The organism is Bordetella tumulicola (genome assembly GCF_054779135.1).
On record NZ_BAAGYU010000010.1, the window covers coordinates 581,005 to 595,425 of the forward strand.

The 14,421-nt window shown below is 57.6% G+C and carries 16 protein-coding genes; 12 read left to right on the forward strand and 4 right to left on the reverse strand.

The window, feature by feature from the left end:
• Positions 1-1,218: an RNA-guided endonuclease InsQ/TnpB family protein gene (locus ACYVDM_RS19990; RefSeq protein WP_415788101.1), complete on the forward strand. Its 1,218-nt coding sequence runs from the start codon at positions 1-3 to the stop codon at positions 1,216-1,218.
• 21 nt (positions 1,219-1,239) lie between these two features.
• Here ACYVDM_RS19990 and ACYVDM_RS19995 read toward each other — a convergent pair whose 3' ends face one another.
• A complete protein-coding gene (locus ACYVDM_RS19995) occupies positions 1,240-2,046 on the reverse strand; it encodes a M28 family peptidase (protein WP_415788103.1) in 807 nt (268 codons plus the stop codon).
• A gap of 205 nt (positions 2,047-2,251) precedes the next feature.
• On the opposite strand from ACYVDM_RS19995, the gene ACYVDM_RS20000 reads away from it, so the two are divergent.
• A complete protein-coding gene (locus ACYVDM_RS20000; protein WP_415788106.1) occupies positions 2,252-2,374 on the forward strand; it encodes a hypothetical protein in 123 nt (40 codons plus the stop codon).
• Positions 2,375-2,386: 12 nt separating this feature from the next.
• Here ACYVDM_RS20000 and ACYVDM_RS20005 read toward each other — a convergent pair whose 3' ends face one another.
• A complete protein-coding gene (locus ACYVDM_RS20005) occupies positions 2,387-2,725 on the reverse strand; it encodes a Bug family tripartite tricarboxylate transporter substrate binding protein (protein WP_415788109.1) in 339 nt (112 codons plus the stop codon).
• A gap of 405 nt (positions 2,726-3,130) precedes the next feature.
• Here ACYVDM_RS20005 and ACYVDM_RS20010 point away from each other — a divergent pair, with 405 nt between their 5' ends.
• From ACYVDM_RS20010 to ACYVDM_RS20050, 9 genes are all read left to right on the forward strand, one after another.
• A complete protein-coding gene (locus ACYVDM_RS20010) occupies positions 3,131-3,472 on the forward strand; it encodes a glycine zipper 2TM domain-containing protein (protein ID WP_460475445.1) in 342 nt (113 codons plus the stop codon).
• 129 nt (positions 3,473-3,601) lie between these two features.
• Positions 3,602-4,405: a DUF2242 domain-containing protein gene (locus tag ACYVDM_RS20015; protein ID WP_415788113.1), complete on the forward strand. Its 804-nt coding sequence runs from the start codon at positions 3,602-3,604 to the stop codon at positions 4,403-4,405.
• Between the two features lie 100 nt (positions 4,406-4,505).
• Complete coding sequence (locus ACYVDM_RS20020; RefSeq protein WP_415788115.1) at positions 4,506-6,029, forward strand: xylulokinase; 1,524 nt, start codon at positions 4,506-4,508, stop codon at positions 6,027-6,029.
• Between the two features lie 92 nt (positions 6,030-6,121).
• Positions 6,122-7,063 carry an ABC transporter permease gene (locus tag ACYVDM_RS20025; RefSeq protein WP_415788876.1) on the forward strand — a complete coding sequence of 314 codons (942 nt, stop codon included), beginning with the start codon at positions 6,122-6,124 and terminating at the stop codon, positions 7,061-7,063.
• Between the two features lie 18 nt (positions 7,064-7,081).
• Positions 7,082-8,038 carry a sugar ABC transporter substrate-binding protein gene (locus tag ACYVDM_RS20030; protein ID WP_415788117.1) on the forward strand — a complete coding sequence of 319 codons (957 nt, stop codon included), beginning with the start codon at positions 7,082-7,084 and terminating at the stop codon, positions 8,036-8,038.
• Positions 8,039-8,050: 12 nt separating this feature from the next.
• Entirely contained in the window at positions 8,051-8,791 is a 741-nt protein-coding gene (locus tag ACYVDM_RS20035) for an ATP-binding cassette domain-containing protein (protein ID WP_415788119.1), read from the forward strand.
• A gap of 76 nt (positions 8,792-8,867) precedes the next feature.
• Complete coding sequence (locus tag ACYVDM_RS20040) at positions 8,868-9,437, forward strand: hypothetical protein (RefSeq protein ID WP_415788121.1); 570 nt, start codon at positions 8,868-8,870, stop codon at positions 9,435-9,437.
• Positions 9,434-9,997: a hypothetical protein gene (locus ACYVDM_RS20045; RefSeq protein ID WP_415788123.1), complete on the forward strand. Its 564-nt coding sequence runs from the start codon at positions 9,434-9,436 to the stop codon at positions 9,995-9,997. The genes ACYVDM_RS20040 and ACYVDM_RS20045 overlap by 4 nt, the downstream gene beginning before the upstream one ends.
• Complete coding sequence (locus ACYVDM_RS20050) at positions 9,994-10,548, forward strand: hypothetical protein (protein WP_415788125.1); 555 nt, start codon at positions 9,994-9,996, stop codon at positions 10,546-10,548. The genes ACYVDM_RS20045 and ACYVDM_RS20050 overlap by 4 nt, the downstream gene beginning before the upstream one ends.
• Here the strand turns inward: ACYVDM_RS20050 and ACYVDM_RS20055 are convergent.
• Together ACYVDM_RS20055 and ACYVDM_RS20060 are read right to left on the reverse strand one after the other, a co-directional pair.
• Positions 10,532-11,704 carry a hypothetical protein gene (locus ACYVDM_RS20055; protein WP_415788127.1) on the reverse strand — a complete coding sequence of 391 codons (1,173 nt, stop codon included), beginning with the start codon at positions 11,702-11,704 and terminating at the stop codon, positions 10,532-10,534. The two genes, ACYVDM_RS20050 and ACYVDM_RS20055, sit on opposite strands and share 17 nt — an antisense overlap.
• A gap of 289 nt (positions 11,705-11,993) precedes the next feature.
• Positions 11,994-12,890: a LysR family transcriptional regulator gene (locus ACYVDM_RS20060; RefSeq protein ID WP_415788129.1), complete on the reverse strand. Its 897-nt coding sequence runs from the start codon at positions 12,888-12,890 to the stop codon at positions 11,994-11,996.
• 102 nt (positions 12,891-12,992) lie between these two features.
• Here ACYVDM_RS20060 and ACYVDM_RS20065 point away from each other — a divergent pair, with 102 nt between their 5' ends.
• Positions 12,993-14,414 carry a CoA transferase gene (locus ACYVDM_RS20065; RefSeq protein ID WP_415788131.1) on the forward strand — a complete coding sequence of 474 codons (1,422 nt, stop codon included), beginning with the start codon at positions 12,993-12,995 and terminating at the stop codon, positions 14,412-14,414.
• Positions 14,415-14,421: the final 7 nt, after the last annotated feature.

The window sequence follows — 14,421 nt, forward strand, 5'->3', positions numbered from 1 at the left end:
ATGCAACGCTTAAAAGCCTACCAATTCGAACTGATGCCAAATGGCCGGCAAGCGCGTGATATGCGCCGCTTCGCGGGGTCATGCCGGTTCGTCTACAACAAGGCGTTGGCGATGCAAACAGAGAATCACGAAGCAGGAAAAAAATTCATCGGTTACGTCGCCATGGCGAAGCACTTGACCGAGTGGCGCAATGGTGTGCAAACGCCGTGGCTGAAAGACGCGCCCTGCCACCCATTGCAACACGCCTTGAAGGATCTGGAAAAGGCCTACAAAAACTTCTTCGCCAAGCGCGCCGACTTTCCGAAATACAAACGCAAAGGCAGCGGTGGTAGTTTCCGCTATCCTGACCCGAAGCAGATCAAACTTGACGAAGCAAACGACCGCCTCTTCCTGCCAAAACTCGGTTGGCTGCGCTACCGTAACAGCCGCGACCTGTCGGGCGAGATCCGCAACGTCACCGTGAGCCAGTCGGGCGGCAAGTGGTTCGCGTCGATTCAGACGCAACGCGAAGTCGAACAGCCGCTGCCCAGTGCAACGAGCGCTATCGGCATTGATGTGGGGGTGGTTCGGTTCGCCACCCTGAGCGATGGCAGTTTTATCGCACCGCTTAATAGTTTCAAGACACATCAACAACGCCTGGCTCGTTATCAACGCCGCATGAGCCGCAAGGTCAAATTCAGCAACAATTGGAAGAAGGCGAAAGCCCGCGTCCAGAAGATTCACGCCGACATCGCCAATACTCGAAAAGACTTCCTGCACAAAACCACCACAGCGATCAGCCAAAACCACGCGCTCGTATGTATTGAGGATTTGCAGGTACGCAATATGTCCAGGTCTTCCAAGGGCAACCGCGAACGGCACGGCATGAGGGTGAAACAGAAATCGGGCCTGAACCGCGCCATTCTCGATCAGGGCTGGGGGGAGTTCAGGCGGCAACTGGATTACAAGGTCGCGTGGAACGGTGGCATGCTGCTGGCCGTGCCACCGCACAACACCAGTCGCACTTGTCCGTGCTGCGGTCACGTATCAAAAGGCAATCGGCAGACTCAGGCGAAATTCTTGTGTGTCGATTGCGGCTACGAAAATCACGCCGATGTGGTCGGTGCGATCAATGTTTTAGCGCGAGGGCATCGCGTCTTAGCCTGTGGAGAGCCGGTGCAGTCAGGCCGCTCTGTGAAGCAGGAACCCGCCGAAGCGACTAGGCAAATCACCGCGTAGCGCCGTAGGGATCCCCTTTCTTCAGGGAGGGGAGGATGTCAAGTTGAGTTTCAATGCACTACGCTCCGGTTGCGACATGTCCGCGAGATAGCGTGCCGAGCCAGCCAATGCCCATTCTTCTGCCGTGAAAAAGCATATTCTCAGTCCCGGGGTGTCAGGCCCTAATCTCGATGCCAAGATACGGGCCGCCGCGAGTGCTACGGAAACACCCGTTGCGTTGTCCAGCGCGCTCTGACCTAGATTGTGGCCATCCATATGTGCGCTGATCACGATGCGGCTGTCGCGGCCACCGGGCAGATCCAGCATGCCGACGTTGGCCATCGAGTCGCGTAGTTCTTCGCCTTGAATATTCAGACGCACGCGTGCGTTGCGTTGCGCGCTCAACGCCACTGCACCTTCGTAATCGATATAAGCCGCCGGAATGCCGGCGCCATCGTGTGGGCGCCCCGATGAGCCGGACAAAGGACCTGCGTTAGGCACGGGGTTGGCGATAAGGAATGCTATTGAGTCTTGCGCCAGCGCCATGTCGTATTTGCGGCGGCGGTGCACGTGATCTGGCGCAAACGGATATTCATGCCTCACCAGCACGACCTTGCCACGCACGGCATCGCCGGCGCGTTCAAAGTCTGCCGGACGGCCCGCGCCCAGATCGATAATCGTGCTTTCCAATCCGGTGGGCTCGGTCGATGCCGAACGCAGCAGCGGCATACAGTCCAAATGCAAAGGTGTCTCGCCCAGCAAAATCACGTTGCTGGACAAACGGCGCCAGCCATCGTAGGGCACTGACAGTAGTCGAATATCGGGTCCGATGTCGCGTAGGCGGCTCAAGGCCCAATCCATCGCTGCTTTATCTTGGCCGGTGCCGGATAAGCGCCCACCAAAACCGCATCGTTCATCCATTGCTCCGAGAAACCTCGGCATTCATGCCCGGGAGGAAAGGGGCACAGCCGTCAGGCTGCAGGATTGGTCTTATTTGATTTGTTGTTTGGATGAATACCCAGTGATTTGGTTTGACGCGGATAGTATCTTGGACATGCAAACCAAACGTGCCGCCGGGCTGGCGGTGTTAGCCCATGGAGAAACGGTAAGACCTGAGTGCATGAGTGTCGATGCGCAACGGCTCGGTTCGGTGAAGTGGGAATCCCTTTCCCTTTAGGGAAGGGAGCAGTCAATTGAAAGTGATGCCGCCGCGTTGCACGACATCAGCCCAGCGCGCAAAGTCTTGCGTCAGCAGCGCTTGCAGTGCATCAGCGCTGGTGTCGGGCGGTAGGTTCATGCCCACGCTAGCCAACCGTTGCTTGACTGACTCGGACTGCATCACCTTGGTCAGTGCGTCGGATAGCTTTTTCTGCCCATCTTTGGGCGTGCTGGCTGGCGCCACCAGACCCGACCAGCTTTGTATCGTCATGCCGTCGTATCCCAGTTCCTGAAAGGTCGGCACATCAGGTGTATTTGCCTGGCGTGTGGGAGAGGACACGGCAATGGGTTTGATCTTGTCGCGAGACATTGCGAGTGCCTTTCAATGGTTCAAAACCTGGAAGTAGAAAATCGACAGTGGCGAACGTTGTATTGAACATCCCGATTGTTCTGGCAAGTCATTCCACGCTCAAGGTATATCTCTTGCGCCGTGTGCTGTTTCAGAAAGATTTAGCTTCGATGCCTGTGAATGTCGGTATACGTTGTTTCTTTTAAGTTATTGATTTAAATTGAATTTCTATGATTTTGAGTGGATGCCCCCATTTCAACCCTGTAATCGGCGAAAGCGACTGAAACAGCTTATACACCCGGTATCTCTGTCTGCAAGACAGACACAGGCTACGGGTGCTACCTTGTTCTCCAAGGCGAGTGGATTGTTCACTCGACACGTGTGTGTGGCTGCACTGCAGGGGCAGCCCGCTACAGGAGAATAATGATGAGCATCACCAAACGACTTACTCAAGCTGCTTTTGCAAGTGTTCTGGCACTAGGGATCAGCACAACCGCGCTGGCCGACGACCAAACGCGTAATACGATCATTGGCGCTGGCCTGGGCGGCGTGGCGGGCGCTTTGCTTTCAGAAGGGGATCCTTTACTTACGCTGGGCGGCGCGGCCGCGGGTGGGGTGCTGGGCAACGTCCTGACCGATGACGATGACCGAGGTCATCGCCACTGGCGCGGCCGCGACCGGGGCCACGATAACTACCGGCGCGCGAACTATCGCGGGCACGACAAGCACTGGGGCAAGAAGCACAGGAAGCACCGCCATCGCGATTAAGGTCGGCATCTAATCAGGTTACTGCGTAGTAACATACGTAGTAACCTGCATACGCTTGGATTCAGGATCCGGTCTGGCGATCAGAAATAATGGATCTTTCTTGTTGCCGGGGGGCGCCCCATGGGTTGTATGTCGATTCGATTCTTGTCTGTTCCGTATTTGTTGCCCGCTGCTCGCGCCGGCTTGTTGTCCTCGTTAGTGATGTTGGCCGCTTGTGCGCCCACGCCGACCATTGATGAGCGTGATTCTTTTACGCAACAAGGGGCCACGTATTCGCGTAGCTTTCCTGGCTCTAGCCAAGCTGCCTGCGAAGCCGGACGGCGTTCGCTGCTGGGGCAGGGCTATGTCATCGACAAAGTCGAGCCTAACCGGGTCAGCGGACACAAGAACTATCAGGACAAGGAAAACGACAACCAGCACGCGCAGATTCTGTTCAATGTGGATTGCACGCCCAGTGGCGATGGCAACACCATTGTTTATGTCAGCGCGCTGCGCGACCTGTATACGATGAAGAAATCCAGCAATTCGGCCAGTGTAGGCTTGAGTGTGCTGGGCGCGGTCTCTATGCCCGTGGGGTCCAGCGACGATTCGCTCGTCAAGACGTCCAGTGAAACGATATCGCGCAGTGAGTTCTACGACGGGTTCTTCAAACAATTACAACAGAACCTGTCGTCGGCAAATGCGGCCATCAATGCTGGCACGACGCCCGCGAAACCCGCTGCAACGAATACCGGCGGTGGCAAGGCCCCGGTGCAAACGCAACCTGCAGGGGCGAACAGCAGTCCCAATGCACAGCAAACGCCGCCCCCAGCGACCAATAGCACTAACACCCATAACGGCAGTGACAGTGCACTGCCGGCACAGCCGGCGGATACCCATCCCACTGATGGTGGCGACAGCGCCGGCCAAGCGCCCGCCGTGACGCCTAATTAACGACTTCTGCTATGCAAATACTTTCCGCTGGTGATCAGGTGGATCATTTACGGACCGTGCCGCACGGTTCCGACAAAATTCAGCCAATGCGAAAGCAGGGATGAGCTACGTTCTGGCAGTCGATCTGGGTGGTACGCGGTTTCGGGCTGCGTTGGTCGATATCTCGGGGAACATCGTTCAGTCCGGTTTCATCGATAGCCCGAGAGGGGCAGCAGGCCAGCCAGGGTGGGATGAAATTGATGCGGACGATTGGTGGCGCGGCCTGCAATCGCTGGCCGACGCGCTGGCGATTAAAGCCGGTCCTGCCTTTGACGCGGTAGAGGCCATTGCCATCTGTGGCGTGACGCGTACGCAGGTATTTGTCGATGAGCACGGTGTTGCCATTCGGCCGGCCATCACCTGGCGGGATGCGCGTACGGCAGCCGACATGGCCGAATGGCTGGCTCCGATGCCGACGTCTCATCCCGAACTCAAGCAGATCAACGCCTTTCATCCGTGGGCTCGTATCGCCTGGCTGTTGCGGGCCGAGCCCCAGCACGCCGCACGCGTGCGCGCCGTGCTGGAGCCCAAGGATTATTTGAATTTTCGCCTGACAGGCCGAGCGACCAGCGATACGGTATCGATGGCGCGGTTGGCCGCGGCTGCCGTTGCACAGGCCGATGGCCCGGATCTGCTGACGGCGATGGGTGCCGATCCGGCTTGGGTTCCGCAGTTGCTTGGACCTCTGGATGTTGTCGGGCCGGTGCAGGCTGGCTTGCCGGGTTCGCTGGCCCGGTTGGCCGGACGTCCCGTCGTGGCTTGCTCCAACGATACTTGGGCCGCGGTGGCAGGGCTGGGCGCATTGCGACCGGGTTACGCGTACAACATCTCGGGTACGACCGAGGTCTTTGGTGCGGTGGGCGTCGAGCCGGTGCAGGCGCAGGGTCTGATGACCGTGGATTGGGGCCATGGCCACTACCAGATTGGCGGGCCGGGGCAGAACGGCGCCGATACGGTGGCCTGGTTATTACCTTTGCTGGGTAGGTTAGGGGATGAAGGCATGGCCGGTGTTGGGCAGGCGATGAACGCGTTGCTCAGTGCACCACGTGATTCTCAGCCGGCGCTTTTCCTGCCCTATCTGCAGGGTGAGCGCGTGCCGTATTGGGATCCGAACCTGCGCGGTGCATTCCTGGGGCTGAACCGGCGGCACGGGCCGGGCGATTTGGCCTGGGCGCTGCTCGAAGGCGTCGCCTTTCTGAACCGTGTCGTGTTGGAGCACGCCGAGGCTGCGCTCGGTGCCCCAGTAAAAGAAATCCGTTTTGGCGGCGGCGCTGCATCCAATCCGCAGTGGTGTCAGATTAAAGCTGATATCTGCGAACGTCCCGTCGTGGTCGGACAGGCAGAACAGCCGGGTGTGCAGGGTGCAGCCATTGCGGCTTGGACTAGCCTGGGACGGTATGGCAATTTTGCTGCGGCGCAAGATGCGCTGCTAAGGGTGGCGCGACGCTACGAACCTCAGCCATCGCGTGTGTCGTTCTACCGACAGCTTTATGCGCAGTTCCGCGCTGCCGAAACCGCGCTGGCGCCCATCTCTCACGCTCTGGCAGATGTCAGATTACCGATGCGAGACGGCGACGCGGTATAAACTACGACGCCATTAGTGTCGGGCTGCGGCTCGACAGCGGATACTCGTGATCAGTATCCGCCCCGTCATTAAACGCAGCAGAGGTTGAATTGATGCGCGGCATCCTGGAAAAGTACGGTACAGCCATCGCGGGGCTAGCCCTGGTGTGCTTTTTCGCGTTGGCCGCCCCGAACTTCGCGTCGTCTAATAACTTATTGAACATTGCCAAGGAAACCAGTTTCCTGGCCATCATTGCTATTGGCTTTACGCTGGCGCTGGTTACGGCGGAGCTGGACTTGTCGGTCGCTGACGTCGCCAGCCTTGCCGCGGTCGTCACGGGCGCGCTGGTGCACACCGGTCAACCCGTGTTGTTGGCCATTGCGTCAGGTCTGGGCGTGGGGTTGCTCTGCGGCCTGGTCAACGGCATTGCCGTCACGCGTTTGCGCGTTCCCTCGCTGATCGCCACCCTGGGGATGGCTGCCATGGCTCGCGGTTTTGCCTTTATGCTGACCGATGGTGTGTCGTACGTAGGCCGGTGGCCCGCTGCTTTTACGGATTTGGCCCGCGGCAAGCCTCTGGGCTTTCCTATTCTGATTTTATGGATGCTGGGCGTCGTGTTGTTGGCCTTATTTCTCGTCAAATGGACCCGTACGGGCGCCCGGATGACGGCGACCGGCGAAGCCGGCGAGTCCGCGCGTCTGGCCGGCATTAACATCCGCGCCATGAAGAGCGTGGGCCTGATGCTTTCGGGCCTGTGCGCCGGACTGGCCGCTGTGTTGCTGACGTCGAGTTTGTCATCTGCCGCACCCAACATGGCGGCGGACTACTTTCTGTATGCCATCGCCGCCGTGCTGCTGGGCATGACTATGTTCAATCCTGGTCACGCCAACATTCCCGGTACGCTGGTTGCTGCGCTCATTCTGAAGGTACTCGGTAACGGTCTGGTCCTGATGGGCGCTCCATACTACATACAAGATATTGTTCTAGGGTTCATCATCATCGCCTCTGTCGCGGTGTCATCGGCCGTACTGAAGAAAGCGGCCTTTAAGTTCTGATTGAAAGGGGAGATCAGCATGACCAAATTCATGAAGCGCACGCTGTTGCTGAGCGCATTTGCCGTCCAAGCCCTGGCCGCGAGCGCCGCGTATGCCTTCGACGTAGGTGTTGTCGCGTTCCAGATGTCATCTGAGACGCATGCCCGCGTCGCCAATGCCGCCGCCGAGGCTGCCCGTGGCAAGGGTTGGACCGTCACCCAACTGAACGCGGAAGGCTCACTGCCCAAGTTGGCCGAGCAGCTTGATACGCTCGTCAACAAGCAGGTCGACGCCATCATCATCGCTATGGGCAAACCGGTGGAGACCGATGCCCAACTGCAGAGCGCCAAGGAAAAGGGCATTCCCGTCGTCGGCGTCATGTCGGGGGCGAGCCCGCATATGCTGTTCGATATCGAGGTCAACGAATACGCGACCGGCGCGCAATCTGTCCTGTATCTATTGGGCAAGTTGGGCTACCAGGGCAACATCTTGTCGGCCCGCTTCGATGGTAATTCCGGCACGCGTATTCGCGGCAAGATGCTCGATGCTGTACTGTCCGAGAACACCGCGGTCAAAGACCTGGCCAAGTTCAGCATGGCCCGTACCCAAAGCTGGCGCGACGATGTTCGCAACGGCATGCAGGCATTGTTCCTGCGACATCAGGGGCAGTTTCAAGGCGTTTGGGCATCTTTTGACGGTCAGGCCTACGTCATCGACGATCTGCTCCAGGCCCAGGGCATGAAAAAGGGCGAAATCACGTTGGTCTCCGTGGATGGCGCCGCAGAGACCTATCGCCGGATCGCCGATCCTGACAGCCTGATCACTGCCACCATGATGATTCCGTTCGAGCAAATGGGCACCAACGCCATCGATGCCATCGACCGCATCGTGGTCAAGAAGGAACCCAAGGCCAACATTACCGAAGGCCCCTATCTGTTCATGGACTCGGTGCTCGTCGATGCCAGCAACGTCCAGAAGTTCCTGCAATCCAAGTAAGAGTCGATGCCTATGTCCATCGCGTTGTCGCTACGCCAGATCAAGAAATCTTACGGTGCCGTCGAGGCCCTGAAAGGCGTCGATCTGGACGTGCCCGAAGGCAAGGTCATGGCCATCTGTGGCGACAATGGCGCGGGCAAGTCCACGCTGATTCGCATCATTTCGGGGGCACAAGAACCCAGTGGCGGCGAATTCAGCCTGAATGGCAAGAATGTGGTGTTTGCCTCACCGCATGACGCGCTGGTGCAGGGCATCGCTACCATCTACCAGGACTTGGCGCTTGCCCCACGACTATCCATCTGGGAAAACATCTTCATGGGCGCCGAGCTCGTGCGTCGGGTCGGGCCATTCAGTGTTTTGGACAAACGTCGCATGGCCACGGACGCGCGCGCGTATTTGCAGCGCTTGTCAGTACCCATCGAAGACATGGAACGCCCGGTCGAACGCATGTCCGGCGGCCAGCGCCAGGCCGTTGCGATCGCGCGTGCGCTGCGTTGGGATGCCCGCGTTGTCATCATGGACGAGCCCACCGCCGCGTTAGGCGTCAAGGAAACCGCGTTGGTCCTGAACCTCGTGCGCAAGCTGCGCGAAGAGGGGCGTACCGTGATCCTGATCACTCACAACATGGCGGATGTGGTCGCCTTGGCCGATCGCGTCGCGATTTTGAAGAACGGCGTCAAAGTCATCGAGCGCGACGTTGCTGGTCTGGATGCCGACGGGCTCGGGCATATGGTGATGACGGGCAACGCATGATCGATGGTACATATTTCGTAACAAAAACGACAAGTTGAGGCCGGTATACCAGGGCGACTCGGGCGAAAATCGCGCTATGACAACTGGGCAAACATCGCTGATACGTCGTGGTGCGCGACGAGCCTTGGCGGCTTCGGGTATTGTTGCGGCGCTTTTGTATGGCTGGTGGCAGGCCATTGACGCGGCGCGCACCCCCAATCTGCCCGAGGTAAAGTTAGGCGCGCCGATGACTCTGGGCCGTGTTGCGTTGACACCGTTGTCGCTGCAAGTACGTGAGTCCTCTGGTGATGGGCCGCCTTCCTTCGTGTTGTCCGCAACACTCGAGAACGTTACCGGCGAGACGCAGGTTGCGTCGTTCGGTTCTCCTTTTCGATTGATCACGGTGAAGGCGGATAACGTCGAATTTGGCAATCCGAAGATCACGTTGCTGCGTGATCGGCAGGATCTGTTTCAACTCCAGCCCAGAATGCCGGAAGCGGTAGAAATCGCTTGGCAACTCCCTAAAGAATGGCGGTCCGGTGAGTCTTTGTCCCTGACGTTTTTTCGCCAGCAATTCAAGCTCGAGGATAATCTTTACGGTCGTTCCAGTTGGCTAGGCTATTCGCCTGTCGCACGCATCGCTGTGACACCGGAGACCGCGCCATGAGCCGCCTGCGATACATCATCCCGGTGCTGCTGGGGGCTTGCATCCTGGCTGCCATGATGATGACGACACCCGATTTCAATAGCGTTTTTAGACCGTTTCGAACGGAAGCCCGAGATGGATCACCAGACGAGACCCTGGCACAAGGGCGATTGTTCAGCGCGCGTTTTACCGACTGGAAAACCGCGGACAAACTGGCATTTGAGCGTTACGGCAAGGCCATCACAAGGGATACGCAAGGTGTTTTTCTGGTCGTCGATTTCGAGCTCTTGAATGTACGAGAGTCGGTACGGTTGACCGCCACATGGCTGGGTCGAAGCGGCCGCGAGTATGTGCAAACGACACGCGCCGAAGGCACGCCGTTGACGCTGGATGTTCGTCAGTTTCATCCCGGGATAGCCAACAAGGGGCGCGCTTACTTTGAACTGCCGCCTGACGAAATCCAGGGTGGGCGACTACTTGTGGCGCGCAGGGGACCCAACACGCTGGATAGTGAGCTTGTGCTCAAGCCCACTTCCAATGCGCCCGTATCGCACCAAGAGGTGTTGAGGATAGGCAAATGAAGCAACTCGGGTGGTTGGTCTCAGCCGTTGCGTTGTTTGCGGTGCTGCTCGCGGTCCAGGGATGGCCGGCACTGCGCGACCTGAACACCACTCGTGAATCACGTCTCATCGACGCCCCAGCCAGTGGCGCTTCTCTGGATGGCCTGCAAGTTGCCGTCGAGTTGCAGATCGCAGCCATTGCCGCGCAAATGCCGGAACGAGCCGTTGTGCTGGTGCGCTTGAACATGCAGGTCACGCCAGACGCGCGCGACGCATGGAAGGATTGCCGCGTTTCGCTACACAATGCGGCAGGAGAAGTCTGGTTGCCGCTGACGAGCGCCAGTTCAGATGCCGCCATCAAGGCCATCGCGCCGGATCGTCGGAACCACGGTTTGTGCCGTTTGTTTGCACGAGATCCACAAACCGGCACGGAGACGGTACGGGCCGATCAGCTTTTCCTGCTGCCGTCTGATCGACTGCAGCAGGATTTGCGGCTTCAGATATCCGGCATCGGCACGCGCCCGCGGGCGTTGTCGTTTGCAGTGACGCCGACGGTCAGGCAGCTGCCTTAGCCGCTTCTCGTGATGCCATGGCCAACGATAGGCCGGCCGCCAGTACGCAGAACTGCACCACCATCACCACGACGCCGTTCTGTGGTTGCCCTGGTGCGCCGAACAAAATATTCAGTGGGATGATGGCCACGCTCCACACATTGATATCCTGCGGGCCAATTAATTTGGCAATGCCGACCCAGGTCCAGCGCCCCAGCCAATCCGCCAGCCGCCAAAAGACCAAAATTGATACGGTCAACCATATTCCTGCGGACGCGGCCAGCAGCACGCCATTGACCACTGCGTGCCAGCGCTTGAGCAACCCCGTCCAGAAGTGCCCAAAAAAATCTCGGACGGGCTTGGGTAAGATCGTCCAGCGATGGGTGACGCGGTCGGTTACTCGCTTGGTCGAATCAGTCATCATGTTCAAGTCGTGCCCGTAGACGATCGCGCCCAGGTTGAACCAGACTAGCGGCAGTAATGCATAGCGAAACAGTTGATTCAGCCAGCTTCCCCATTGAAAGGAGGGGGCCCAATCCACAGGTCGCAGGCTGGCATCAGTCATCGCGGCGTGTGCCGCCGGTACAATCCAGTTCAGCAAGATTGTTGGCGATGGTAGCGTCGCCAGCCACGCGAAGAACTGTCCCTTCCAGTTGCTGAGTACATAAAGACCCAGGATGACCCAGGTTGCTTCGCACGCGACCACTACCAAGGGCCATGCAGGGTGTCCCGTACTGGCATGCTTGGCCTTTGCCGTGCGGCGTAACCACCAGATCAGAGTCACAGGAATCAGCAACCACAACGTGCCTGTGACTTCCAGGGCCGAGGGCCCCATCGCGTCGGGGTTCATGAAGTCAATTCGGCTTAACTGCTCTGACAGAAATACCTGCGAGTAGTCGCGCAGTGTATTGCCTAGAAAGCCCCAACCGGCGTAATAGCCATAAAACGGAATCAGGACCGCCAACAATGCACCAGAGAAAAACGGTGTGTCGTTATCGCTGTCAGCGGTAGCGGCTGCGCCTGCTGCGCGGGCGCGGCGTCGCCGAAAGGTCAACGGTCGGTCACGGAGTACGACAAACATGCCAACGAACACCACGAGTTGCAGCAGGATGATCATGATCACCGCGATCAGCCCCACAAAGCGATGGATCAGGCCGAGTTCAACGGCAAGACGCATCAAGAGCGTCTCCAGCAGCTTTGAACCTAATAAGATCGTCGCAAGCACCAGACCGTATTTGCACAGCAGTTGGCCTGTTTCACGGAGATGCGCACCGACGATTGTCCGAGCGTTAGTCAATTGAATGGCCTCCGAGAGCATGGGTAGCGGGGCAATGGGATTCCATATGGTAAACCGATTGCCCCGCTATCGCACCTCAATCAGAGATGACTGACGTAGTTGCAGATTGACGTATTAAGCAGGATAGGGCTTACACAGCATCTCCTATTAAAAGCCTACATCACCGGTCTCAGTGGCTGAGCCGTTGAGCCACTTTCAGAAATGACGCCAATGCTGGATTTGCATCATCGCGACGCCACGCCAAGCCAACTTCCTGCTTCAGAAATTCAATGGTATCCGATAGCGTGACATAGCTGACCTTTGGGTGGATCAGAGACTGTAGATTGCTGGGTATTAAGGCCACCGATAACCCGGCGGCGACTAAGCCGATCACGCTGCCAACTTGTGCGCTTTCTTGGTCGATGCGTGGATGGAAACCGGCAATGGCGCAAACCGATATCAATTGGGCATGTGCTGCCGGTACATGTTGACGGGCAAACGCAACGAAGGACTCATGCTCCAAGTCCTTCAACGAGATAGATTTCCGGCGGGCTAAACGATGGGTATGCGGTAACGCGGCCATGAGCCGATCATGTTGATATCGCATAGACGATAGCAGCGTTTCATCGTTCGGCAACGGCGTGCGTAGCATCCCTACATCCAAGTATCGCCCTTTTAGTCGCTCTAACTGATCGCGCGTTGTCATTTCGAAAACACGCAGTTTGACCTGAGGGAATTCTCGACGGAATTGGCCAATCAACTCAGGCATGAACCCATAACCCGCACTGCCGATATATCCCATGGACAACTGGCCGATTTCGCCGCCCGTGGCATGTAGTGCGCGCTCAATGGCGACACGTTCGTACGCTAACCATTGATACGCTTCCTCCAGGAATACTTTGCCCGCAGGTGTCAGCGTCACGCTACGTTTGTTGCGTACAAAAAGCGGTGTGCCTATGTGTGCTTCCAGCTTTTGTATGGCCTGGCTTAAGGGCGATTGTTCGATGCCCACACGCAGGGCTGCACGGCCGTAGTGTAATTCTTCGGCCACGGCGATGAACTGGCGCAGTAATCGGCTGTTCAGCATAAAGATAAATTTTATCTCACAGAGTGCTGAATTATATGTTGGACACGATAAAGAGTCGTTTCTAGACTGGGTCTTTTCATCAGCATTCAGCTAGAGAAAACCATGACCGAGACAAATGCTCAGGGTAACGACGCCCATCGCGCCATTGCGGCGTTATTAGGACATGATTGGGGTACGCGGGACGCACCTGAGCGTCGACTGCGCTTTCATGGTACGAATCCTACTTTCGACTCCCCACACAAGCTGACGGTCGCCGCAGCGAGCGCCATCGGTGCCTACGCACTTACGGTCGAGCGTTGGTATCAAATGGCGACGGGTCTGCGTCAGAGTATCGCCATTGATTGGATGCAGGCGGCGAGCTCGTTGAACCCAGGGCATTTTCAGACTCAAAGCGGATTTTCCTTACCGGCGTTGTCCTTGCTGACGGAGCTGAAAGCTGATTTTTATCAAACGGCCGACAACCAATGGTTTTTCCCGATTGGGTCGTATCCACATTTGCGCGATGGTGTACTAGAGTTGCTTGACTGTGCCAATACGACATCGGCACTGTCAAAAGCGATATCGCGCTGGAAAGGCGACGATATAGAGAATGCATTCGCCGAACGTAAGCTGCCTGGTATTTATGCTCGTTCGCAAGATTCCTGGTTAAGTCACCCCCAAGGAAAGCTGCTGGCACAGTTACCGGTGGTGGAGGTCATCAAAATCAGTGACAGTGATCCCGAGCCCGCGCGGGTGAATCTTCGCCCCTTAGATAGTCTGCGCGTACTAGATTTAGGACATGTGATTGCCGGGCCTGTGGTGGCGCGCTCATTGGCGGAGCACGGTGCAGAGGTCTTGCGTATTAGTTCCCCGGTTATGCAAGATCCATTTCGTCAAACGGTGGACACCAATATCGGAAAACGGTCTGCGTTTCTCGATTTAGACACTCAACAGGGCTTGCAAACGGCACGACAGTTGATTAGTGGCGCGGACGTCGTTGTCCAGTCATGGCGTCCGGGAAGTATGTGCAAGCGCGGCCTGGGCCCACAGGACGCCGCTGCGATCCGACCCGGCCTGATCTACGTTTCGGTGACAGCATTTGGGGATGACGGACCCTGGGGGCAACGCGGCGGATTTGAGCAGTTGGGTCAGGCAGTGAGCGGTATTTCCATGCGAGAAGGTGGCCAGGGCAAGCCTCGGGTAGTACCACCGTACTTACTAAATGATTATCTGACGGGCTATCTGGGGGCAATGGGCGCAATGCAGGCGTTAATACGTCGGGCACAGGAGGGGGGGAGCTATCACGTCAAAGTGTCTTTGGCGCGTACATCGATGTGGGTGCAAGAGTTGGGGCTATTAGACGGCTTTGACCCGACGCAGCCGCGCCGACATTTCGCTCAAGCGTTAACTCCGGTACTGGAACAGCGCGAGTCTGCTTACGGCGTATTGCAGCAGTTGCCACCTGTCGCACAGTTCTCACGAACCCGTGCGGGGTGGTCGTTACCGCCCGCACCTAATGGCGTACATCCTGCAGCGTGGCAATAAGTTTGAC